The sequence below is a fragment of the Pseudoalteromonas piscicida genome, assembly GCF_000238315.3.
Taxonomy (GTDB): domain Bacteria; phylum Pseudomonadota; class Gammaproteobacteria; order Enterobacterales; family Alteromonadaceae; genus Pseudoalteromonas; species Pseudoalteromonas piscicida.
In genome coordinates this window covers 2,968,443-2,991,679 of record NZ_CP011924.1, presented here as the reverse complement: position 1 = coordinate 2,991,679, position 23,237 = coordinate 2,968,443, and the positions used below count along the sequence as shown (strand labels likewise).

At 44.9% G+C, this 23,237-nt stretch carries 18 protein-coding genes and 1 pseudogene; 13 read left to right on the top strand and 6 right to left on the bottom strand.

Annotated features, from left to right (window positions below; translation table 11 throughout):
• Positions 1 to 7: 7 nt before the first annotated feature.
• Positions 8 to 1,138, bottom strand: a complete 1,131-nt coding sequence (chrA, locus tag PPIS_RS13930; protein ID WP_010378199.1) for a chromate efflux transporter — start codon at positions 1,136 to 1,138, stop codon at positions 8 to 10.
• Positions 1,139 to 1,240: 102 nt separating this feature from the next.
• Between chrA and PPIS_RS13925 the strand changes: the two genes are divergently transcribed.
• On the top strand, positions 1,241 to 2,032 hold the full coding sequence (locus PPIS_RS13925; RefSeq protein ID WP_010378201.1) for a substrate-binding periplasmic protein: 792 nt from the start codon (positions 1,241 to 1,243) through the stop codon (positions 2,030 to 2,032).
• 83 nt (positions 2,033 to 2,115) lie between these two features.
• A complete protein-coding gene (locus PPIS_RS13920; protein ID WP_010378204.1) occupies positions 2,116 to 2,742 on the top strand; it encodes a YiaD family glycine zipper/OmpA-like lipoprotein in 627 nt (208 codons plus the stop codon).
• A 34-nt stretch (positions 2,743 to 2,776) separates the two neighbouring features.
• On the opposite strand, the gene PPIS_RS13915 is transcribed toward PPIS_RS13920, so the two are convergent.
• Both PPIS_RS13915 and PPIS_RS13910 read right to left on the bottom strand, forming a co-directional pair.
• Positions 2,777 to 3,121 (bottom strand): rhodanese-like domain-containing protein, encoded by a 345-nt coding sequence (locus tag PPIS_RS13915; RefSeq protein WP_010378206.1) that lies wholly within the window; start codon positions 3,119 to 3,121, stop codon positions 2,777 to 2,779.
• 37 nt (positions 3,122 to 3,158) lie between these two features.
• Positions 3,159 to 3,311: a YgaP family membrane protein gene (locus PPIS_RS13910; protein WP_010378208.1), complete on the bottom strand. Its 153-nt coding sequence runs from the start codon at positions 3,309 to 3,311 to the stop codon at positions 3,159 to 3,161.
• A 329-nt stretch (positions 3,312 to 3,640) separates the two neighbouring features.
• Between PPIS_RS13910 and PPIS_RS13905 the strand changes: the two genes are divergently transcribed.
• From PPIS_RS13905 to PPIS_RS13885, 5 genes and pseudogenes are all read left to right on the top strand, one after another.
• On the top strand, positions 3,641 to 3,946 hold the full coding sequence (locus PPIS_RS13905) for an ArsR/SmtB family transcription factor (RefSeq protein WP_010378211.1): 306 nt from the start codon (positions 3,641 to 3,643) through the stop codon (positions 3,944 to 3,946).
• Positions 3,947 to 3,961: 15 nt separating this feature from the next.
• A pseudogene (locus PPIS_RS13900) lies at positions 3,962 to 4,624 on the top strand (efflux RND transporter permease subunit); the annotation flags it as partial.
• Between the two features lie 290 nt (positions 4,625 to 4,914).
• A complete protein-coding gene (locus tag PPIS_RS13895; protein ID WP_010378211.1) occupies positions 4,915 to 5,220 on the top strand; it encodes an ArsR/SmtB family transcription factor in 306 nt (101 codons plus the stop codon).
• A 15-nt stretch (positions 5,221 to 5,235) separates the two neighbouring features.
• Positions 5,236 to 8,541, top strand: coding sequence for an efflux RND transporter permease subunit (locus PPIS_RS13890; protein ID WP_010378214.1), 3,306 nt, complete (start codon positions 5,236 to 5,238; stop codon positions 8,539 to 8,541).
• Positions 8,531 to 9,577 (top strand): efflux RND transporter periplasmic adaptor subunit, encoded by a 1,047-nt coding sequence (locus tag PPIS_RS13885; RefSeq protein ID WP_010378216.1) that lies wholly within the window; start codon positions 8,531 to 8,533, stop codon positions 9,575 to 9,577. Before PPIS_RS13890 ends, PPIS_RS13885 begins: the two co-directional genes overlap by 11 nt.
• Before the next feature lie 17 nt (positions 9,578 to 9,594).
• On the opposite strand, the gene PPIS_RS13880 is transcribed toward PPIS_RS13885, so the two are convergent.
• A complete protein-coding gene (locus PPIS_RS13880; RefSeq protein ID WP_010378219.1) occupies positions 9,595 to 10,272 on the bottom strand; it encodes a nitroreductase family protein in 678 nt (225 codons plus the stop codon).
• A gap of 151 nt (positions 10,273 to 10,423) precedes the next feature.
• On the opposite strand from PPIS_RS13880, the gene PPIS_RS13875 reads away from it, so the two are divergent.
• The 6 genes from PPIS_RS13875 to PPIS_RS13855 all read left to right on the top strand — a co-directional run bounded on the left by PPIS_RS13875 (position 10,424) and on the right by PPIS_RS13855 (position 17,840).
• Entirely contained in the window at positions 10,424 to 11,305 is an 882-nt protein-coding gene (locus PPIS_RS13875) for an ABC transporter ATP-binding protein (RefSeq protein WP_010378221.1), read from the top strand.
• Between the two features lie 11 nt (positions 11,306 to 11,316).
• Positions 11,317 to 14,886 (top strand): ABC transporter permease/M1 family aminopeptidase, encoded by a 3,570-nt coding sequence (locus PPIS_RS13870; RefSeq protein WP_010378223.1) that lies wholly within the window; start codon positions 11,317 to 11,319, stop codon positions 14,884 to 14,886.
• Between the two features lie 59 nt (positions 14,887 to 14,945).
• Entirely contained in the window at positions 14,946 to 15,284 is a 339-nt protein-coding gene (locus PPIS_RS25710; RefSeq protein WP_321527285.1) for an ATP-binding cassette domain-containing protein, read from the top strand.
• A 65-nt stretch (positions 15,285 to 15,349) separates the two neighbouring features.
• Positions 15,350 to 15,904: an AAA family ATPase gene (locus PPIS_RS25705; protein ID WP_407873785.1), complete on the top strand. Its 555-nt coding sequence runs from the start codon at positions 15,350 to 15,352 to the stop codon at positions 15,902 to 15,904.
• Positions 15,894 to 17,090, top strand: coding sequence for an ABC transporter permease (locus tag PPIS_RS13860; protein ID WP_010378225.1), 1,197 nt, complete (start codon positions 15,894 to 15,896; stop codon positions 17,088 to 17,090). The genes PPIS_RS25705 and PPIS_RS13860 overlap by 11 nt, the downstream gene beginning before the upstream one ends.
• Before the next feature lie 87 nt (positions 17,091 to 17,177).
• The gene (locus PPIS_RS13855) at positions 17,178 to 17,840 is read left to right on the top strand and encodes a fumarylacetoacetate hydrolase family protein (protein WP_010378227.1); all 663 of its coding nucleotides are present in this window, start codon (positions 17,178 to 17,180) and stop codon (positions 17,838 to 17,840) included.
• 34 nt (positions 17,841 to 17,874) lie between these two features.
• Here the strand turns inward: PPIS_RS13855 and PPIS_RS13850 are convergent, their stop codons facing one another.
• Both PPIS_RS13850 and PPIS_RS13845 read right to left on the bottom strand, forming a co-directional pair.
• On the bottom strand, positions 17,875 to 19,128 hold the full coding sequence (locus tag PPIS_RS13850) for an MFS transporter (RefSeq protein ID WP_010378229.1): 1,254 nt from the start codon (positions 19,126 to 19,128) through the stop codon (positions 17,875 to 17,877).
• Positions 19,125 to 23,237 (bottom strand): non-ribosomal peptide synthetase, encoded by a 4,113-nt coding sequence (locus tag PPIS_RS13845; protein ID WP_010378231.1) that lies wholly within the window; start codon positions 23,235 to 23,237, stop codon positions 19,125 to 19,127. Before PPIS_RS13845 ends, PPIS_RS13850 begins: the two co-directional genes overlap by 4 nt.

Below are 23,237 nucleotides of genomic sequence, written 5' to 3'. Positions count from 1 at the left end.
AGGTGGCCTATACACTTCCAGCGATAACCCCAAACACCATAAAGGCGATAAGCAACTGCCATATCGCGGGCTTTAACCATTTAAGTGCTACAAAGCCTAATATCACCGCGATGATATCGAGCAAGCTATGCACCGCAGAAAGCCAAATTGGTTGATAAAACGCAGCGGCTAAAATCCCCACAACACCGGCATTTAAGGCCGCGCTAATGCTGGCAAACCTTGGCAATGCAATAAGTGATTGCCACTGTTGGTTAAACGCCCACATTAACAGTAGGCCCGGCAAGAAAATAGCGAGCGTTGCAATTGCTGCGCCCAAAATGGGATGGGTATTGTCGACAACGGCGCCTAAAAAGCTTGCGATGGTAAACATCGGCCCTGGAATGGCTTGCGCGGCAGCATAAGCCGTTAAGAAGGTTTCTTGCGCGACTCCCTCTACACTGGTTTGTAGTAGCGGTAGCACGACATGACCGCCGCCAAAAACCAAGGAACCTGCTTGATAAAACTCGGCAAATAGTTGATTTGGTAGCGCGGCAAAGGTTAACGTAAATAGGCCAATAAATAGCGCAAATACAGACCAATTGATTTGGCTTTTTGATTGACTCGGTTTACTTGGCGCATTGCTGAATGAGTAAAAGTAACCCGCGACGACAAGCACCATAAGTACACCCAATTGCGCGCTTAAATTCGGCAGCATCAACAGCGTGAATGTGGCGAAGAATGCGACGAATTTGAGTGCTGTGGTTTTACAAAAGCTTTTCGCCATACTCATTACCGCATCGGCAACGATGACAACAGCAAACAATTTCAACCCATCGATGACATTCAACGCAGTGCCCGAAAGCTGCTCAGCGGTTAATGCCAGCATGACCATGAGCAAAAAAGACGGTAGCGTAAACCCTAAGAAGGCGGCGATCCCTCCTAGTATTCCAGCTTTTTCTAAACCAATCGCGAATCCTACTTGGCTAGAACCTGGTCCTGGCAGTATTTGTGACAGACTGATCATACTGGCATAGCGCTCGTTACTCAGCCATTTTAAGTTATCGACAAAGTGTTTTTTAAAGAATCCAAGATGAGCCGCAGGCCCCCCAAAGCTCGTACATCCTAATAACAAAAACTGGTAAAATATTTTCAGAAACATAGTGTACCTTGTGATATTGTTAACCTTATATCTTCACAATTTTATATGACATATTTATGACTTTTGGCGCGAGTGCGCCTCAGTTGGATAAGTATTATGCGAATGACTTTTTTATCGCCGTGTTTACTTTTTTTGTTGGCGAACTTCTCTTGTTTTGCTCAGCAAATTAATGTCGCTGTTGATCACGCGCCACCATATAGCATTATTGAAGACAGTGGTGAAGTGCAAGGTTTAATCTTAGATATATTGGCAACAGTACAGGCTCAAGCTGGTGTTGATTATCAAATAAATGCCGTTCCCTGTCCTTTCTCACGCTGTATGCGGATGATAGCGCAAGGTGAGGTAGACGTCATGGGTGGTTTGATCCGTACGCCTCAACGAGAAAAGTTAATCGACTTTGTCGAACCCGCCTACATGGCGCTGACATCTTCGTTCGTGTTTTACGCTAAGCAAGACAGCGATATTCGGGTGGAGCAATATACGGATCTTTATACCAAGCGGATTGCAGTGATGCGTGGCGGCGTTTTTTACCCTCGCTTTGATGAAGACCGTCAACTCAATAAAGTCCCTGTGTTTAGTGAGCAAGTGGCGTTTGATTTATTGCTTAAAGGACGTGTTGACCTTGTGATCGCAGTTGAAGACACCGCTGAGGTGGCGATGGAAGTGCTTGGTCAGCCCATTGAAAAGTTGAAAAAAGTCTCCTATCACCACGCTCAGCCGATTTATGGCCATATGGCAATGAGCAAACGCTTCAGCGGCACCGAGCTTGCGCAAACCATTCGTTTAACGATGAAGCAATTGGCTGAGAGAAAGCAGCTTGATGCTGTGGTTGCAAAATATAAACTGCCACCAGTTTCTGAGCATATAAGCGACTTAATCCCTGCTCATCCTTAAAAAAACCGGCAAGGCTTCAGCCAGAGTTAATTGTTTATTGCAACAATATAGACAATCAAGTTGAAACGAACTCAGGTGGGAAGATGATTGCAAGAAATATGTTAATTGGTGCAGCCGTTGTGGTTGCTTTGTCTGGATGTGAAATGAATAACACAGGTAAAGGTGCGGCGATTGGTGCTGCAACCGGCGCGGTGTTAGGTAAGGCTACTGGTAACCACAAAGATAAGCGTCTTGCCATTGGTGCTGCGGTTGGTGCAATTGCAGGTGCCGCAATTGGTAACTATATGGACAAGCAGGAAGCCGCTTTTAACCAAGAGCTCGCGGGCACGGGAGTTGAGGTGGTTCGTGAGGGTGACCAAATGCGCTTAGTGTTGCCATCAAACATAACCTTTGCGACAGGTAAGTCAGCTATCAGCCCAGGCTTTTACAATACGCTTCAAGGCATCGCGCGTGTGATGCAGCAGTACGATAAGACATTCTTAACGATTGTCGGGCATACAGACTCTACTGGTTCAGCGAGCTTCAATCAGACTTTGTCTGAACAGCGCGCGAATAGCGTAAAGCAGTATTTATTATCGCAGCAGGTACTTCCTGCGCGTTTGTACGCAGAGGGCATGGGTGAGTCTCAGCCAATCGCGAGCAATAGCACCGAGCAAGGTAAGGCACAAAATCGCCGAGTAGAAATTAAAATTATTCCAAACCGCGCGTAGGAAAAATCAAGGAGTGCTGCACAGCACTCCTTTTTTATAAAGTGTCACACACCACTTCAGCTTTGCAGGTAATTACGCTGACATTTGTATAACCGATACGTGTTAGTTGCTCTGCGGCAAAAATAGCACGGCCACCAGCAGCACAGTGTAAATAAATTGGCCTGTCTGCGTCTTTTTCTAGCTCTGGAAGCTTAAATTCTAGCAGTCCTCTTGGGATATTTACCGCGCCGTTGGCTGCTTTTTGACTATGTTCAGCCGGCTCTCTCACGTCGATAACCAGACCATTGTTTTGTGCAATCTCTGATTTTGCTTGTACCGCGTCAATGCAGCGTTGATTAGGCTTAACTGTCTTTAATACATCTTGGGCAGATATCAGCATATATAGCTCCTTATTGGGTTATCGGTTTCATTATGACTCACCTTTCCTGAATGCCAAGTTTCTTCAATATAACGATCATAGGGCACCAGTTAGTAAAAGCAGACTGCACTAAATTGACACAAATAAACACACTAAACCAAACCCAATGTGGGCTGACAAAATGTGTGAGCAGTAAAGAAATGGCAAACATAACACCAGCGATTAATCTAAATAACCTGAACTTCGGATAATTAATGCCTTTCTAGCAGCCAGTTTTAGCGCTAACTGCGTTGAATTCACTTCCAATAGCTCGCTATTGGTGCGTAAATTCGCCTTGTTTTCCCTAAATCTTGCTGGCTAGACAAGAAGAAAAGCCTTTTTGACTAAAAATAATGAATTAGCCATTTCTTATCCAAACCTCAGGTTAACGAGGATGTAAGGTCATAATGAGTGTCACCTTAAATATTAGATTTTTCTAATATTAGACATTGCTAATGTTTGTGTCTATACTTTAAGCGTATTTATTTTTTGGGAGTCAACATGGAACTGCAGCAAATGGCGCAAAATGCCGAACAGGCAGAAGCCTTGTTAAAGCTTATGGCGAATAAAAATCGCTTGATGATTTTGTGTGCATTGCAAAAGCAAGAGCTCAGTGTTAGCCAGCTTAATGAAATGGTGCCGTTAGCGCAGTCTGCCTTATCACAACATTTAGCCAGCATGAGAAAGGCACAAATCGTGGCGACTAGGCGTGAGGGGGCGACGATTTATTATCATGTTAAAGATAGCCGAGTCGCTGTACTACTCGATAGTTTATATCAGCTGTTCTGCGCCTCAAGTGCAGAGTAACTAGGAACGAATGAGATGCAAAAGTTAGATGGTGTCATTCGGTATGCTCTACAAGGCAGTTTGCCAACGATTATCTTCTTGTGCGCTGTGGTACTTGGATTATTTGCATTGCAAATGACACCAAGAGAGGAAGAACCACAGATAGTGGTGCCTATGCTGGATATTCATGTGTCGGTACCAAATACTGCCTCACCAGAAGTGGCACGATTGGTCACCACTCCACTTGAAAAGTTACTGCTGCAAATTCCAGGCGTTGAACACGTCTATTCTACGACCCAAACCGGTGGTACGGTTGTCACGTTAAGGTTTCATGTGGGTGAAGACAGAGAGAAAGCCATTCTCAACACCTACACTAAGCTGTATGCCAATCAGCATACTATGCCGGGAATTGTCACTCAGTGGCAGATCCGTCCAATAGAAGTCGATGACGTTCCGATTCTTATGCTCGGACTGACAAGTTCAAAGCCGCAACTATATGATGACTACGCGCTAACGCGCTTTGCACAAGAACTAGCTATCCAGTTACAGAGTATCGCAGATACCAGCGAGGTTTCGGTTATTACCGGGCGCACGAGAGCACTTAGGGTGGAGTTGAACTTAGCTGCGCTTGCCGCACATCAAACAACACCTATGGATGTTTTAGGTGCTATCCAAAGTAGTAATCTAGTGACACGGATAATTAATGCCTTTCTAGCAGCCAGTTTTAGCGCTAACTGCGTTGAATTCACTTCCAATAGCTCGCTATTGGTGCGTAAATTCGCCTTGTTTTCCCTAAATCTTGCTGGCTAGACAAGAAGAAAAGCCTTTTTGACTAAAAATAATGAATTAGCCATTTCTTATCCAAACCTCAGGTTAACGAGGATGTAAGGTCATAATGAGTGTCACCTTAAATATTAGATTTTTCTAATATTAGACATTGCTAATGTTTGTGTCTATACTTTAAGCGTATTTATTTTTTGGGAGTCAACATGGAACTGCAGCAAATGGCGCAAAATGCCGAACAGGCAGAAGCCTTGTTAAAGCTTATGGCGAATAAAAATCGCTTGATGATTTTGTGTGCATTGCAAAAGCAAGAGCTCAGTGTTAGCCAGCTTAATGAAATGGTGCCGTTAGCGCAGTCTGCCTTATCACAACATTTAGCCAGCATGAGAAAGGCACAAATCGTGGCGACTAGGCGTGAGGGGGCGACGATTTATTATCATGTTAAAGATAGCCGAGTCGCTGTACTACTCGATAGTTTATATCAGCTGTTCTGCGCCTCAAGTGCAGAGTAACTAGGAACGAATGAGATGCAAAAGTTAGATGGTGTCATTCGGTATGCTCTACAAGGCAGTTTGCCAACGATTATCTTCTTGTGCGCTGTGGTACTTGGATTATTTGCATTGCAAATGACACCAAGAGAGGAAGAACCACAGATAGTGGTGCCTATGCTGGATATTCATGTGTCGGTACCAAATACTGCCTCACCAGAAGTGGCACGATTGGTCACCACTCCACTTGAAAAGTTACTGCTGCAAATTCCAGGCGTTGAACACGTCTATTCTACGACCCAAACCGGTGGTACGGTTGTCACGTTAAGGTTTCATGTGGGTGAAGACAGAGAGAAAGCCATTCTCAACACCTACACTAAGCTGTATGCCAATCAGCATACTATGCCGGGAATTGTCACTCAGTGGCAGATCCGTCCAATAGAAGTCGATGACGTTCCGATTCTTATGCTCGGACTGACAAGTTCAAAGCCGCAACTATATGATGACTACGCGCTAACGCGCTTTGCACAAGAACTAGCTATCCAGTTACAGAGTATCGCAGATACCAGCGAGGTTTCGGTTATTACCGGGCGCACGAGAGCACTTAGGGTGGAGTTGAACTTAGCTGCGCTTGCCGCACATCAAACAACACCTATGGATGTTTTAGGTGCTATCCAAAGTAGTAATCTAGTGACACGAGTGGGACAAGTGACGGCAGGCAGTAACACGATTGCCTTTGAATCTGGTGATGTCCTTCGTAATAAGTCAGCACTTGAAGGTCTCACGGTGAATGTAATCAATGGCCGTGCCATAGTTTTAAAAGAAGTTGCTCGGGTTATTGATGGTCCTAGTGAACCCGATAGCTATCAGTGGTTAGCAAGCAGCGACAGTCAGGCTGATGCACCATTAGTGACGATTGGTGTGGCGAAGCAAAAGGGAAGTAATGCGGTAACGGTTGCAGAGCAAAGTTTAGCGCTTGTAACCCAGCTACAACATGAGATCCTTCCCGCTGAGGTATCGGTAAAAGTACTAAGAAACTATGGTGAGACGGCCAATGACAAAGTCAATAATCTTACCTCTAGCTTGGCCTTTGCGGTATTTACCGTTGTGGTATTTGTCGGTGTATTTTTAGGTTGGCGGCCTGCCGTTGTGGTTGGTCTTGCTGTGCCAATTTGCTATGGCATTACACTTGGGTTGGACTTTGCGTTTGGTTACACCATTAATCGGGTCACCTTGTTTGCGCTTATTTTGTCTCTGGGATTGTTAGTCGATGACCCAATCACTGGGATTGATAATATTAGCCGTTTTATTCATCGCGGCGCGGCGGCTGACACAGATCATAACATTGTCGCTGCTATGGTCGAGATCAAATCTGCGCTTTTGATGTCAACGTTAACTATCATCATGGCGTTTATTCCATTGGCGTTTATTACTGGCATGATGGGCCCATATATGGCACCGATGGCATTTAATGTTCCCATTAGTGTCATTGCCTCGACGTTGGTGGCTTTTTTAGTGACGCCTTGGCTGTCTAAAAAGTTACTCAAAGCGGATTCAAAAACAAGTGAAGTCGCGCCTCAAGACTCGTACTACAGCAAAATCATGCTGCCAATTTTACAAAACCCACGCAAAGCCAAGTGGTTATTATGGGGCGTGTTAGGGTTATTTGTTGCGAGTGTGAGCCTCCCTATTTTTAGAGCCGTACCACTGAAATTGCTGCCGTTTGACAATAAAAGTGAAATCCAAGTACTGATAGATATGCCTGAGGGCACCAGCCTTGAGCAAACGGCCGCAATGACGAGGCAAGTACAGCAAATCGTTTGGTCAGAAGCTGAAGTGACCGACATCGCCGCTTTTGTCGGTAAGCCTTCCAGTATGGATTTTAATGGTATGGTGCGAGGCTATTATCGTCGTAGTGGTACGCATCTTGCCGAACTTAGAGTTTTACTGGTGGATAAGCGTGAACGCGAACATCAATCTCACGCCATCGTCATGCGACTGCGTGAAAAGCTTCAGCCTTTTAACCAAACTTTGACGCAAATAAAAGTGGTGGAAGTGCCACCTGGACCTCCGGTATTAAGTACACTCGTTGCAGAGGTTTATGCAGATCCGTTTGTTGCTCGTGATACGCAAGAGCAAGCAGCCCAGAGGTTAGCGCATCGTTTAAGGCAGGAGCCACATGTGGTTGAGGTTGACACCTCAATGGCTTCGCCAACATGGTTAAAGCGGTTTGTGGTTGATAAACAAAAGGCCGCGTTATCAGGTGTGGCCACAGGGGATATTAATCAATCTCTAGTAGTTGCAAGCCGCGGCATGTCAGCAGGCTTTTTATATACTCAAGGTGAGGTCGCAACGGTGCCCATCGAGTTAGGTGTGAGTTACGCGCAGCGTAATCAGTGGCAAAACGTATTGGCGATGCAAGTTCGTGGTCGTCAGGAGTTGGCTAAAACCACTCAAGAATATGGCTTAGAGCAGGCTGCTAGGCCCCTTGTGGCGATTGGTGAACTTGGCGAATTAACATCTATCCCTACGGCTCCCGTGATCCTTCGAAAAGACCTACAAGAGGTGATTTATGTGTTTGCGGAGCTAAATGGCCGCACGCCAGCTGAGGTGATTGCCGATGTGGTTGCGGATGAAAACCAACAGGTAACGCCGAGCAATTGGACGTCTCGTACCTTTCTACAAAGTGGCGGTGGAGTCATTTGGTCGATGTTAGAAGGAACCCACTATACCTTTAAAGGCGAAGGTGAGTGGCGCATTACCATAGATGTATTTAGGGATATGGGGATCGCATTTGCATTTGCACTGGTGGCGATATTTATCATCCTGCGGATACAAACGGCATCTAGTAGCTTATCACTTATCATTATGTCGGCTATTCCCCTCACCATGATAGGGATTATGCCGGGCTTTTGGTTGCTCAATCAATTTGGTGAGCGTGTGATTGCAGGTGCGCCAGAGCCCGTGTTATTTACAGCGACCGCGATGATAGGGATGATAGCGCTGGCCGGAATTGTGGTGAGAAATTCTCTGATTTTGGTGGAATTTATTAATCAGTCTCGCGCGGCTGGTATGGCACTTATCGACGCATTGATTGCGGCGGGAAGTGTAAGAATGCGACCAGTATTACTTACAGCAGGTACGACGTTATTAGACAACTTGGTGATTATCTTAGATCCCGTTTTTAGTGGCCTCGCCCTTGCTATTATCTTCGGGATCATTGCTTCAACGTTATTTTCACTGTTAGTCGTGCCTATCGTTTATTACTTAGTATTCAAAGAATCATCGACATCTAATCAATCCCTTAATACCTCATCAGTTCAGGAGTCTTCTCATGTCTCGTAATAAAATCTTTATTCCTGTTCTTGCTATTTTTTGCCTATTATTGATGGTCGTATGGCTTGCTGGTGGATTCCAAAATAAGCTAGCTCCGGGTAATAAGTCCGAACTTCCAGCTTATCAAGGAGCACGTTATACCGTTCAAAAGTCGCTGATTGCGATGATTGAACAAGTGCCTGCGAGTGTGGTCGCAAAAGAAAATACGTTAGTGTCCAGTCGGTTATTGGCGGAGCTTAAAACGCTTAACGTCAGAGCCGGTGATAAAGTCACTGCGGGACAGCTGATAGCAACACTCGATGATGCCGAGCTTAAAGCTGAGCTGCAAAGAGTGGCGGCGCAGCAAGCGGCGAATTCAGCCAAGCTAGAGCAAGCAACTAAGCAATTAGTACGCAATAAATCTCTTAATGAAAAAGGGCTTATCGCGATTAACCAAGTGGATGAATGGCAAGCCACTGTGAACGAGTTACAAGCACAAGATAAGGCATTGCAAGAAGCGTATCGCAGTGCTGAAGTCGCGCTGGGTTACACGCAAATCACAGCCCCTATTTCGGGTAAAGTGGTGGCGCGTTTACAAGAGCCGGGCAGCATGGTTAGCCCCGGTGGCGCCATTATATCGCTATTCAATCCATTACAATTACAGATTGAAGCGCCAATTCGCGAGAGCCAAGTTAAGCATATTCAGTTAGGAAGTGAGATTAAGGTGCGCATACCTGCGCTAGATATAAGCCAAACCGCGCGTGTGTCGGAAATGGTGCCAATTGCCGACAGCCAAGCGCGTAGCTTTATTATTAAATTGGATATGCCTTTGCTGAAAAATGTGGTGCCTGGCATGTACGCGCTGGTTGAGCTTGTGCTTGGCGAGCAGGCGGTTATCCAAATTCCAACGAATATGATCAGCAAGTATGGTCAATTGGCGATGGTTGAAGTAATAGAAAGTGGCCTGCTTCACAAACGCTACCTCAGGTTGGGCGAAGAGACTGGTAATAAAACGATTGTTATCAGTGGCCTAAACGAAGGCGATCAGCTAGCTGTGCAGCGATAGTTAGCTGATCTGAACTATTAAATAAACGAAGCGATTTCGGCGAGTGATTTTTTCACTGTTGCGTGCTCTGGAATAGTTGCATCTTCACTGGGATAGCCCGCAATCAATAACATATAAGGACGTTCGTTATCTTTATCTCTACCGCACAACTCGCTTAAAAAGCTCATCGGTTTAGGTGTATGGGTCAGTGTGGCTAGTCCTGCATTATGCAGGGCTTGGATAAGAAACCCAGTAGCTATCCCAACCGATTCATGGACATAGTAGTTGGTATTTTTGTCTTCCGCGTGGATCCCACCTTTTTTCTGACTAAAAATAGCGATAAGCCAAGGTGCATGTTCTAAGTAGGGTTTTTGTGCATTTGTGCCCAAAGGTTTTAACGCATCCAACCACTCATCTCCGGCACGGCCTTGGTAAAACGAGCGCTCGAGGTCCTCGGCTGCAGCTCGGATCTGCTTTTTCTTTTCTGCGCTGCCAATCGCCACGAAATGCCATGGTTGATGATTTGCACCACTGGGGGCTGTGCCCGCTGCTTTGATACAGGTTTCGATGATTTCTTGCGGTACTGGGCGGTCGCTAAAAGCACGGATACTATGACGTCTCTTACTGTTTTCCAAGAATGCTTCCGCGCGACTTAGCATTTCTTCGTGAGGGTATTCAATAAAATCCGTCAGTGGGTGGTTGGCGTGATCTTGCATGTTAGTTTTCCTTGGGTTTTGTAAACTAAGAACGTTTCTTAGTGTTTCAGTGTTTACTTTTATTTGCAATTGATATGTTTATGTTAATTGTCACTAACCTAGGTAAATGTTATAAAAAGGACAATAATAAAAATCCGAAAAGGAAATAAAAATGCTCGAAATATCAGGACTTTCAAAAACCTATGATAATGGTGTTCATGCTTTGAGAGGTGTAAACCTGACTATTCCAAAGGGAATGTTTGGTTTACTTGGACCCAATGGCGCTGGAAAATCATCGTTGATGCGCACGATTGCCACATTACAGTCAGCGGATGCTGGCACCATACAGTTCGATGGTGTGAATGTCTTAAAAGAGCCCAAGGCACTCCGCGCTCGTCTAGGCTATCTGCCGCAAGATTTCGGTGTTTACCAACGTGTTAGTGCGTATGATTTATTGGATCATATGGCAATTTTAAAAGGGTTGAATAATAAAAAAGAGCGTAAAGAAGCCGTTGACGGGTTGCTCGCACAAACGAACTTATATGATCACCGTAAAAATGCGGTCAGCGGATTTTCCGGAGGTATGCGTCAACGTTTTGGTATTGCCCAGGCATTACTTGGCGATCCTGATTTACTTATTGTGGATGAACCGACTGCGGGATTAGACCCAGAAGAACGTAATCGTTTTCACAACCTACTCGTTGGTTTAGGTGAGAGTAAAGTGGTTATCTTATCAACGCATATCGTGGAGGATGTATCTGAGCTATGTCCGAATATGGCCGTGCTGGCGAGCGGACAAATTTTACTTGAAGGTAATCCTATTGCACTCACTGAGCAGCTACAGGGGAAAATCTGGCGTAAGTCGGTCACACTTGCGGAAGCGAAAGAAGTAGAGCAAAACCTACCGGTTATTTCTAAGCGCTTATTCGCGGGTCAGACTTTACTTAACGTATTTGCTGATCAAGCACCTGAAGGGTTTGAAGCGGTACCTGCCGATTTAGAGGACGTTTATTTTTCTACTCTGCATACTCATCGAAATAATCAAGCAGCGTAAGGAGTAGGCAGATGCTATTTAAAATGATGCGTTTTGAGCTGCGGTATTTTGTCCGTCAGCCTTCCTTTTATGTGACTTCTCTGATTCTATTTTTGCTCACCTTTTTTGCCTCAGTTTCGGACTCCGTACAGATTGGTGGTGGCAGTAACGTCAATGTAAACTCGCCCTTTGCCATCTTGCAAACTGTTGCCATCATGACCATTTTTTCCATCTTTTTGGTGGTTAACTTTGTTGGTAGCGCTGTAATAAGAGACGATCAAAGTAAGTTCAGTGAACTTATTTTGAGTAAGCCCTTGCACTTAGCTCAATATCGTTTAGGTCGATTTTTCGGTGCATATCTTGTCACCTTGCTGGTATTTTCAATGTGTTTAGTGGGGATCTGGGTAGGTTCTGGTATCGGCGGGTTAGTCGGTTGGTTGGATACCGAACTGATCGGGCCTAATAAACTCAGCTATTACCTAACGCCACTATTTGTCATCGCGGCCCCTTCACTGTTCTTTATGGCGAGCCTATTTGCGCTGGTGGCGCAAAAATTTAGAACCATGATAGCAATGTACTTGGTTGCTGTGGGTTTGTTTGTGACTTATCTTGTGGCAAATAGTATTTTTTCAGATATCGAATACCGTACTATTGCTGCATATTTAGACATGTTTGGCCTATCAGCTATTTCGGCGCAATCAGAATATTGGACCATTGCAGATCGCAATACGTCAGTCATAAGCCTAGTTGATGAACTGCTCTATAACCGCTTAATTTGGATGTCAGTTGCACTGCTCAGTTTAGGTGCTTTAGCCTTAAATACTTCTCATTATTTACCGCAAAAACAAAAAACCAAGAGCAAAGCCAAAGAAGATGGTAGCCAAGCGTCGGCATTACTGAATCGTTTTGATTTTAAAGCGAGCGTAGGTAGTAGTTGGGTGCACTTTTGTACCAGAACCACTTTTGAAGTAAAGCAAGTGCTTAAAAGCTATCCATTCTTAGTGCTATTAATTTTGGCGGTGGCAACCTTAATACCTGCATTGGTTGGTTCATTTAATTGGTATGGCACAGAAGTATGGCCAGTGACCTTTAGAATGGTAGAGCTTATCCACGGCAGCTTCTGGCAATTATTGGTCATTGTGTTGGTGTACTACAGCGCTGAGCTGGTATGGCATGATCGTGATTCGCGAATGGGAGACATTGTTGACTCTTATCCTGTTGCAAACTGGGTATTTTGGGGCTCTAAATACATAGCCTTAGTTGCGGTGATGACGCTGCTATGTGTATTTGGTAGCTTGATAACCATTAGCTATCAACTATTGTCGGGTGTGACACAGATAGATCTTGCCCAGTATATTGTGCGCTTGGGTTATTTGTATGTGTTAGGTTTTGCTTTCCAAACCACCTTAGCATTTTTGATACAGGTGATGAGTCCGAGCAAATACATGGGTATGGGAATATATGTCGTTTATTTCATTATTTCGATAGTCCTGACCAACTTTGGTTTTGAGCACAACATGTATCACTTAGGCGAAACTTCCCCAGTGCCGTACTCAGATATTAATGGTTATGGTCATTTCCTCAGCGCGGCACATTGGTACAATGTGTACTGGTTTGGTTTTAGCATGATGTTAGCGACACTAAGCTATGCACTTTGGCCTCGTGGTGCGGGGCAAACGCTGAAAGCACGTATTGCACTGATGGGCTATCAGTTAGGTAACGCTGGTAAAGCGTTATTGGCTTGTGGTGCTTTAATCTTCGTGGGTAGTGGTGGCTACATTTACTACAACACGCAAGTGGTCAATGAGTTTATTACACAAGATGAAGCTGAAGATATCGCAGAGCAATATGAGCAACAATTTGCCCAGTATCGAGATGACCCTGTACCAATCACGTTAGATGTACAGCTCAATGCTGAGGTATTTCCAAAGACACGTCGTATTGAAGCGCAGGTAAAGCTGTTGGTTGAAAACCGCTCAGATAAAGAGATTACTCGCTTCTTGGTCAATAAACCTGATCATACATTAGAGTGGCAAGTTGAAATGGCTGGCGCTACGCTTGGTGAAGAGGATAAAATCTTTAAGCATGCTTGGCTTGAGCTCTCACAACCAATGACACCGGGTGAGCAGCGTGAAATTACGATGTCAGTTGTACGGCAAACACTTGGCTTTGTAGATAGAGGCAATGATGAAACCTTGGTGAACAATGGTACTTTCATCGATAACACGACGTTGTTCCCGACATTTGGTTACAGCATCTATAAGCAAATTCAAGACAAAAGTGAGCGCCGCCAGCGCGGCCTTGAACCACTAAAACGTGGTAATAAGATTGAAGAAACACACTATCATCATGAACCATTATTTGCGGAAAATTTCGTCACATTCGCCGCAACGGTGACGACGGATGAATCGCAAGTTGCGATGGTGCCGGGCTATTTGCAATCAAAATACAGCAAAGACGGCCGTACGACCTATGTCTATGAAATGGATGCGCCAATGCTGCACTTCTATAACATCTTGTCAATGGATCTTGAGGTGAAACAGGAAGAGTATAAAGGCATTGCGCTCGAGGTTTACTACCATAAAGATCATGCCTGGAATGTCGACACTATGCTGCAGTCGACTAAAGACTCTATTGATTATTTCACGCGAGAGTTTGGACCTTACCAACATAAGCAAATGCGTATTATTGAGTTTCCTCGTTACCGAGACTTTGCGCAAAGCTTTGCCAATACAGTGCCTTACTCGGAAAATATTGGCTTTTTGACGGACACCCGTAACCCAGACAATATCAATGTACCTTACTATGTGACGTCACATGAGCTGGCGCACCAATGGTGGGCGCATCAGGTGATTGGTGCTAATGTGGAGGGGTCAAATACCCTGTCGGAAATGTTGTCGCAATATTCAGCCATTATGGTGATGAAAGAAAAGTACGGCGAGCATAATCTCCGTAAATTCTTGAAGTATGAACTAGACACCTATTTAAGTGGACGAGGTTCTGATCCGTATGAAGAGCGGGCGTTATCCAGAACAATCGGTCAGCAGTACATTCACTACAATAAAGGTTCTGTCGTGATGTTAGCGCTGCACGATTTACTTGGAGAAACGCGACTCAATAGCGCACTAAGAAGCTTCTTAAATGACTATCGTTTTAGAACTGATATCTATCCAACAACACTCGACTTTTTGACTTACTTAAAAGCGGGGGCTTCAGAGCAAGAACAAGTATTTATCGAAGATCAGTTCAATGCGATTACGTTGTATGAGCTTAAGCTTGCAGGTGTTGAAGTGCAAGAAGCGACGCAAGCGGGAGAACTTCATACAGTGACCTTAACGGTTGAGGCTGCGAAAAAGCATGCAGATGGAGAAGGTAACGAAGAAGAAATTCCGCTTAATCAAGAGATTGATATAGCCTTATTCTCTGCCGATCCGAACAACATTCAAAGTGACGAAACACTGCTATATCTACAAAAACACGCGATCACATCGGGTGAAAATAAGATTGAGCTGAAAGTAACAGAGTTACCGAAATTTGCGGGAGTTGATCCGTTTGTAAAACTGATTGATAAGAAAACCGCCGATAACATCAAGTCACTCTAATCGATATATAGGTAGGAGAGGGCTTTTCGAAAGCCCTCATTCGTTTTTAAAGGAAAGTTATGCCAGATTTATTGCAAGTAACAGGGGTGTCGAAGCAATATGTTTCGGTAAAAGCAGTAGACAATCTAAGTTTTAGCGTTAAACAAGGTGAGATCTTTGCACTACTGGGCCCCAATGGTGCGGGTAAATCATCCCTCGTGAGAATGCTGGTTGGATTTACCTATCCAGATAGCGGCACAATCTCCGTCAATATTGATGGGCAAGCATATCAATCGATCCCTCATCAAAGTTTAGGTTATCTCCCTGAAGATAGAGGGCTGTACGCTGAAAAAACCGTGCAGCAGAATTTGCTCTATTTTGCCAAGCTACGCGCGGTGTTGAGAAAAACGCAGCGCTAGCACAGATAGAGTCTTGGCTAACGCAGTTTGACTTAAGTGACAGAGCGCATGAGCGGTTGAAATCGTTGTCAAAAGGCAATCAGCAAAAAGTACAGTTAATATCGGCAGTATTGCACAAACCCAAGGTTGTATTGCTTGATGAGCCTTTCTCTGGTCTTGACCCCATCAACCAAGAAAAGGTGGTGGTGTTTTTAGAAGCGTTAAAAGCACAAGGCATGACAGTTATTTTAAGCGCACATCAGATGGCGATGGTAGAAAAGCTTGCCGATCGAATGCTGTTAATGAATCACGGGCAAGCCGTGCTTTATGGCACATTAGCCGAAATAAAACAGGACGTTGGTGTTGGCATCGACATCACAGTGAGTTTCAGTGAGGCAACGAACTACGCAGAGCTCAATTTAGGTAACTACAGGGTCGCGTGTACTCAATTAAGTCAGAATAAGATTAAGTTTGAGTTGAGTAACTCCTCAGAGCTTAATTTACTGCTCGCCGATTTGTCTAAATCAACGACTTTGCAAGGAATAGAAACCAAAACGATGGACTTGCATCAACTCTATCTAAAAGCAATCGAATCCCATCAAGGCAAAGTGCAATCTCAGGAGAATATTCATGTCTCATAAGCTGCAACAGATACTGCAAGTGACCAAATGGGAGTTTATGTACTTTTTTAAACTCAAGCAGGAGCTGATCGGTAAAGCAATTATGCTGGCGATAGGCTTGCTTATCTATTTTTGGCAAAGCACTTCGTTTTTTGAACCTGAGCAATATGTTATCGCGACACCATCCGCCATGAACTTAACTCAGCTACCTGAGCCTTTGCTTCTAAAGCGAGTTGATGCTTCAAAAGCTGAGCTTCTGACTCAGTTAGAACAAGAGGAAATTGACGGTATTTTGATACTTCAAGCCCAAGCGGGTGAGGCGTTACAGTTTGAACTGATTACCACGGGTAAAATGTCTTGGCAGAATGAAGTTGAGGTAGCGCTTACGCAGTTTTACAGCAACGAACTCGCACAGAGCTTTAATTTATCTGCCGCTCAGCTCGCTTTGTTACAGCAACCTGTGAGCGTTTCCAATCAATATACCAAGGATGCGGTTAAGGAGGCACACAACCAGTCTTCGATGACAGCATTTGGCGTGATGCTATTGATGCTCATCGGTATTTTTACGTCATTTGGACAGATCTTCGTGTCTATCACCGGAGAAAAGCAGCAGCGTGTTACCGAGCAATTATATTCTTGTATGAATGCGCAAACTTGGATTGACGGCAAAATATTTGGTCAAATGCTCCATTGTCTAAAGGCTATGTTGAGTACGTTATTTTCATTTTTGTTGGCGATGGCTTTTATACAAGTCGTTGTAAAAAACGAAGCCTTGGACTTTACGATGATAGACTTTGCAATGTTGCCTTGGTTTACTCTGTTTGCGATAGTCGGTCTTTATATGGCAACAGCCTTTATGGCAGCAATAGCCGCAGCTATTGACGATCCTAACCATAGTGGCAAGACAGGATTTATGATGATCCCTATATTGCCAATTGTTATCGCGTTTATGATTGTTGATAGTCCTAGCAGCCTTGCCGTGGATATTTTGAGCCTTTTCCCGCTTACCGCATTTGTGGTGATGCCAGTAAAAATGGCATTAATTGAAGTACCCATTTGGCAAGTGTTATGTGCGTTGGTCAGCGCATTACTTGGTTGCTACCTTATCCGTGTTGCCGCAGGACGTTTGTTTAAAGCGGGTATGGTGATGTATGGCAAGGAACCCTCAATTAAGGATATGGTGCGCTGGGTCTGTAAACCGGAATAATACCGTTTATATGATAACTTGCTAGCACAACGCTTTGGTTATGGTACGCTCCATAACCGGAGCTTATGGCCGTACAGAGAGGGTGAAATGTATCAACATATTGATAATGAAAACAATAAAATAAGTCTACCAGCGGGAAAAATCGTTTGTGTTGGTAGAAACTACGTAGCGCATGCCAAAGAGCTAGATAATCCCATTCCAAGCAGTCCGCTGTTGTTTATCAAACCAGCAACGAGCTTAGTACCATTTAATAATGAAATGATGTTGGACGCCGCACTTGGCGAACATCATTATGAGGCCGAGCTTGCACTATTGGTAGGCACCAAAATTGATGCAAAAACCCCTGAGCCTCTCAAGCATATCGCTGGAATTGGGCTGGCACTCGACTTGACATTACGAGACTTACAAAGTGAGCTAAAAGCACAAGGACACCCATGGGAGCGGGCAAAGGCCTATGATAATAGTTGCCCAACGACGCCTTTTGTACCATGTGATGAAAACACCTTTGCTGAGAGTATTGAATATCGTTTTTGGCAAAATGGAGAGCTTAAACAGCATGGTGACTCTAGCTTAATGATTTTTCCAATCACTGAGTTGCTAATGGACATTGCTCGTTACTTTACGCTTCAGCCAGGAGATATTGTCTTAACAGGAACGCCAAAAGGGGTAGGGAGCCTAGCACATGGCGATGAACTTACGCTGCAGCTGAAAAGCCATACTCCTTGGCATGGCAAAGTTGCGATAGATTAGATTCTCGCTTTTATGTGCATCGCTGCGTAGTCTGTTACGACTGCGCAGCAACGAGCTCTGCTTCCGGTTGATTGATTGTGCTCGAGCAGCACAGCATGATAGCAACGAGTGAAATTGCGCCTAATATTATCCAGCTGATAGTCAGGCTGACGTAGCCCAAAAGTAAAGCGGTTAACGCAGAGCCGAGCAAGCCACCAAAGCGAGTGGTCAGTGACATGATAGACTCCACACTGGCTCGCACGTTATCGCTACTCAGTTGATGTTGTAGTTGCAGTTGTGCCGGTTGCGCTAGTCCCATACAAAGATAAAAGCACAGCAGAGCTACAATCAGTAATGGTAGTGACGTAACCCAAGCAAGTAACAACACAAAGACTAATTTGGCGAAATGAGCGAATGCCATGACATACCCTAAGCGTTGACCAAATAGAGAACAGATCGGAGCGCTGATCGCAGCAGCGACGCCATTTAATACAAATCCAGCTGCCATCATTGCTGGGAATATCCACGCAATAGAGTCAACTGGTGCACTACTATAGTGCTCTGCTAGGGCAGGCCAAAACTTCTCTATGCTGCTGGCAACAGGGATTGCAAAAACAATCACCAACAACAGCCTTTGCATACCACTTTGCTTACAAGTCGCCAGCATGGCCTTAGCTTGGCTAATCATTCCTTTCTCAACTACGTCTTGCTGAGGTTTAGTTGACTCTTTCACCACGACAAAAGTACATGCAAATACCACACACAATACCGCTATCGAAATCAGGATTAAGGCTTGATACAAGTGGTTGAGCTGTTGTGTTGGGCTAGCCGAAAACGCCAAAAAGAGGGCGGCAAATAAAGCGGCACTGGCGCCGATAAGATAGCCAATACCATACACTTTACCGAACCCTTTATTCAGTGGTTCGTCTCCTTCAAGCTTTTGATAAGTTTCAACAAACCATGCGTTGAGCGTGCCAGTTAACGATGCCTGACTTAATCCCCAACATGCCATGGCTAAGCTGACGTGCCAAAAGTCTTCACTCAACAATAAAAGTAAGTTGCATACAGCGGCAAACACCAAAGAAGCTAAAAATACTTTGCGGCGACCAATGGCATCTGCCGCAATACCACTTGGTACTTCAAACACCACGATAGTGATAGCCATGACCACCATAGCTAAGGCCACATCTTGCAATGCTAGGCCTAAGTTCAGCATATAAGGCGTAAAAATAGGGAGCACCAGCATACTGGCAAACATAGTTAACCCAAGGTGGATGCCGTATCGTGTAGCAAATTGTGAACGAGTCATGCGCGTTGCTCCACTGTGGTTGCGGCGCTATTCGTTTGCTGCATTAACGCATTAATATGTGACGCGATGATGGATAAGTCTTTAGCGTCAGTCATGATTTCATCGTGTGCACTTTCAAGCGCAATATAGTCTGCATTGGCAAGTAAATTTTCAAAACCATTTCTGTCACTTGCAAACGTCCGCTTATACAGTGAAGGTGTGTCTTCCACTTGATGGATCAACCTCAGTGCCGGAAGTGGAATGGCCTCATCACTGACATGATCGGCGATAAAGAAGCTCACAGGGAAGGTAAACGCCGTCGCGGTTTGAAAGTATTGAGTAAAGTCTAAAAATGCTCGGGCGATAGGTTTAGCGTCATCGTCTTGCGAACGGATATACTCTTCTTCGGCGGCCTGACGCGCTGCTGAAGTAAGTCTTGGTAAGACGGGGTCAATCAAAAAGCAGTGGACAATTTCTCTACCCATTTCGGCCAAGTAACGCGCCACTTCCAGTGACAATGCCGCACCTTCACAAAAGCCGCCCAAGTAAAGTGGGCCAGTTGGCGATACCTCTGTAATACGCTGAGCATAATAGCGCACCATAGTATGCAAGCTGATATGTTTGCCTGTGAACAGTTTGATATTTTCTAATGCGTGAATGCGCAGGTCGGGCGCGAGTTTTTCACACAGAGGTGCAAAGCTATCAGCGGTTGCTGCTGCGGGCATGAGATGAAGCAGAAACTCACTCTGCGGTGCATTGAAAAAACGTGAAGGAGCGAAATGCTCATGGGCAAGCGCAGCGTCAATTGCTTGACTTTCACTCATGGTGGCAAAATCAAGTCGGGTCTGATTATCAATAAATCTTGCCAGTTGCTGCACTGATAGGTGTTCAAGGATAAGTTGTGGCGTTAGCTGCCAATTACGCTTGCTTGCAGCCCCACAAAAGCTTAATAAACTAATGGAGTCGGCACCTTGCTCAGTTACTGCCGTCGCACAACAAAGTGGATTCTGGCCTAAAACATCCTGCCAAATGGTCAGCACTTCCTTCTCTGTGTTGGTTTGTGGCACAACGAGTTGATGCTGCTTTAGCTCAGGTTCTGGCAGCTTAGTTTTGTCGAGCTTGCCGTTGAGCGTTAACGGTAACGCCGAAAGTACATTGAAGCTATGTGGCATCATATAACTAGGAAGCTGCTTGGTAAGCTGAGTTTTACAGTGGCTGAGTACCGCAGCTTGATCGGCCGCGGGTTTGATGACCAAATATGCATGCAGCAAGGTCTGAGCCTGCTGCTTTTTAGCAATAACCGCACAGCTATCTATATCCGCCAGCTGATTAAGGTGATGCTCAATCTCTGCCAACTCAATTCTAAAGCCTCGCACTTTGACTTGTTGATCGCCACGGTTGATATAACACAGTTGCTGTTGTGCATTCCAATACACTAAGTCGCCCGTGCGATAGTACTTTTGCATAGAGCCAAACAGATTTAGGGATACAAACTTTTCGCTGTTGAGTGTTGGGTTATTGAGGTAACGTGCAGCCACGCCATGCCCACAGACCACTAACTCGCCAGGGCAACCAAGTGGCAGTAATTCGTTATTGCGACCGACTACAGCTACCGCGCGCCCTGGGATTGGCTTGCCGATTGCTATCTCAGACTGCTGTTTAGACATCGTTTGCACTGTGGTAAATGTGGTGCACTCAGTCGGACCATAACCATTGATAAAGTGTTTTGGACAAGATGTGGACGCCAGCAATTTATTTACTATCGACTCTGTTAATGCTTCACCACCCACGAGTAAATGAGTCAGAGAAGCGAAAATATGCTCGTCTTGCAGCAACAAAGTGTCGAACAGTGAGCGGGTTAGAAACATCGAAGTGATATTCAACGTCTGCAATGTTGCACGGAGCTGCGCTGCAGAATTAAGGCTGTCCTGATAGCCTAAGTGCACCTCAGCACCGTTGAGTAATGCGCTCCATATCTCAAATAGAGTGGCATCAAAAGCTGGGTTTGCGAGTTGAATAAAGCTATCTTGGGGCTGATGCTGGTAACTATGATTATCGAGTGCCAAAGAGCTAATAGCGGCATGAGAGAGCAATGTGCCTTTAGGATTTCCTGTCGTACCTGAGGTATAAATAATCGTCGCGACTTCGCTAGGTGCGATGCACATAGGCTCAAAACCCGCCGTGATATCAGTATCTGCCAGACTTGTATCACAGAAAACTTCAGCGATATTGGTGTGGTTGAGTGTTGCCAATGTTTGGCTATGTTCATGCAAGGAGACTATTACGTCAGCATTACTATCACTCAGTTGATATTGATGACGCGCCACTGGGTCTTTGAGCGATAGCGTTGTGTATGCCGCGCCGATTTTTAGTGCCGCCAACATGGCAATCACAAATTCAATGTCGTTTCGCATGTAGAGTGCAACGACTTTGGGTTCAGGGCAGACTGCCAAGATTGCATTGGCAAGTTGCTTGGCTTGGTTATCAAGCTCTTGGTAGCTCAAGGTTTGATGGCGATTACTGATAGCGGCTTTATCTGGATGGCGCGCTACTACTTCAGCAAACCGGTCGGTGATACTTGCCACGCTCGGATAAGCGTGTTGCATTCCACTTAATTGATATTGTTTTTGCTGCGCCGTGTTACTCAATAAAGGTAGGCTATAAAGAGGCTGTTGGGCGTTTTCAACTGTTAGATAAGCCTGTAAAACCGTTTGATATAACTCGAGGATCTGCTGCGCGTATGAGCTGGAAAAAAGTGCCGTGGCATAAGTTAACCCTAACTCTGTGGTCTTCCCTGCACTCAAGTGTAATGTTAAATCAAACTTCGCTTGGCATTGCTGGGTTAGATCAAGGTCAACGCTTTGCCATAAGGTATGATGTTGCTCAGGGGCAAACTGACTACTGCTAAACAACGTTTGAAATATCGGGTGCATGCTAGTGTCGAGCGGCACGTCTAAGCTATTCTTAATGGCCTCAAACGGTAAGGCCTGATGTTGCTTGGCTTGATTAACGACTTGATTAACTTGAGTGAACCAGCGCTCAAGTAACATCGTCATATCGATATCCGCTTTAATCGGCAATGAGTTAACAAAATATCCAAGTATGTTTTGCTGCAGTGCCGTTGGACGGTTCTCGCTTGGAATACCAACAACAAATTGACGTTGATGACTGAGTAGCGCAAGGGTGTGATACCAAGCCGCAAGCCCAAGTGTATTAATACTAATGCGGTGCGTTTTCGCTGTTTGTTGTAACTTTAGCGTCGTACTTTCATCTAGCACAATGCTCTGTATCGCGCCGCGATGATCAAAGGTGGCTGGGCGCGACTGAGTTTGCGCAAGTTTTAATGGTTCGTAATCAGCCAACTGAGTTTGCCAGTAACGTTGACTTGTTGCTTGTCGTTCACGCTGGCCGGGTGTTGCCATGTAATAAGCATAATCACTAAATTGTAGACTCAGAGGTCGATTCTCTCCCTCATAGAGTGACGTCAATTCCTGTAAAAACAATCCCAAAGACCATCCGTCAAAGGCAATATGATGCCAGACAAAAAACACATGTTGCTGCTCCTTTGAGGTGATGACATAGGCACGAAATGGTCGAGAATGCTGTAAGCTAAACGGCTCGTTAAAGAAATGCTCGCACTGCTCAAACAAGTTTAGATTACCAAGCTCATGATGCGTCACGACAAACGCCTCATTGGCAGGCTGTTGTATCGTCTTTCCTTGGTGATCATAGGCCACAACCATATCTAGCGCACTGTGGCGGATCACCAGCTGTTCTATTGCTGCTGTGAGTTTTTCAATATCGCAGTGCTTGGCGATTTTGAGTAGGCATGGAATATGATAAGTACTTGCCGCGTTGCTCACTTCTTGCGTAAACAGTAGTTGTTGCTGCCCAAGCGTAAGCGGAGCGCATCGGGTTTCCAATGGCAAGATAGACAGTTCATCAAAACGAGCTTTGCTATCTATGCCTTGCCTTGTGAGGTAGCGTAACAATTGTGGCTTATTCTGTTTTAACTGCTCAACAATTGCTTGGCCTTGTAAATTCACGTTGCTAGCAATTTTTAATTTATCCTCTTGCTGCCAAACGCTTATCCCACTTTGTTTTAGTTCATAAATAAATGATTCGATCAT

Coding starts and splice junctions, on each gene's coding strand:
- chrA (WP_010378199.1), bottom strand. CDS start 1,138: ATGTTTCTGAAAATATTTTACCAGTTTTTGTTATTAGGATGTACGAGC.
- PPIS_RS13925 (WP_010378201.1), top strand. CDS start 1,241: ATGACTTTTTTATCGCCGTGTTTACTTTTTTTGTTGGCGAACTTCTCT.
- PPIS_RS13920 (WP_010378204.1), top strand. CDS start 2,116: ATGATTGCAAGAAATATGTTAATTGGTGCAGCCGTTGTGGTTGCTTTG.
- PPIS_RS13915 (WP_010378206.1), bottom strand. CDS start 3,121: ATGCTGATATCTGCCCAAGATGTATTAAAGACAGTTAAGCCTAATCAA.
- PPIS_RS13910 (WP_010378208.1), bottom strand. CDS start 3,311: ATGTTTGCCATTTCTTTACTGCTCACACATTTTGTCAGCCCACATTGG.
- PPIS_RS13905 (WP_010378211.1), top strand. CDS start 3,641: ATGGAACTGCAGCAAATGGCGCAAAATGCCGAACAGGCAGAAGCCTTG.
- PPIS_RS13895 (WP_010378211.1), top strand. CDS start 4,915: ATGGAACTGCAGCAAATGGCGCAAAATGCCGAACAGGCAGAAGCCTTG.
- PPIS_RS13890 (WP_010378214.1), top strand. CDS start 5,236: ATGCAAAAGTTAGATGGTGTCATTCGGTATGCTCTACAAGGCAGTTTG.
- PPIS_RS13885 (WP_010378216.1), top strand. CDS start 8,531: ATGTCTCGTAATAAAATCTTTATTCCTGTTCTTGCTATTTTTTGCCTA.
- PPIS_RS13880 (WP_010378219.1), bottom strand. CDS start 10,272: ATGCAAGATCACGCCAACCACCCACTGACGGATTTTATTGAATACCCT.
- PPIS_RS13875 (WP_010378221.1), top strand. CDS start 10,424: ATGCTCGAAATATCAGGACTTTCAAAAACCTATGATAATGGTGTTCAT.
- PPIS_RS13870 (WP_010378223.1), top strand. CDS start 11,317: ATGCTATTTAAAATGATGCGTTTTGAGCTGCGGTATTTTGTCCGTCAG.
- PPIS_RS25710 (WP_321527285.1), top strand. CDS start 14,946: ATGCCAGATTTATTGCAAGTAACAGGGGTGTCGAAGCAATATGTTTCG.
- PPIS_RS13860 (WP_010378225.1), top strand. CDS start 15,894: ATGTCTCATAAGCTGCAACAGATACTGCAAGTGACCAAATGGGAGTTT.
- PPIS_RS13855 (WP_010378227.1), top strand. CDS start 17,178: ATGTATCAACATATTGATAATGAAAACAATAAAATAAGTCTACCAGCG.
- PPIS_RS13850 (WP_010378229.1), bottom strand. CDS start 19,128: ATGACTCGTTCACAATTTGCTACACGATACGGCATCCACCTTGGGTTA.
- PPIS_RS13845 (WP_010378231.1), bottom strand. CDS start 23,237: ATGATCGAATCATTTATTTATGAACTAAAACAAAGTGGGATAAGCGTT.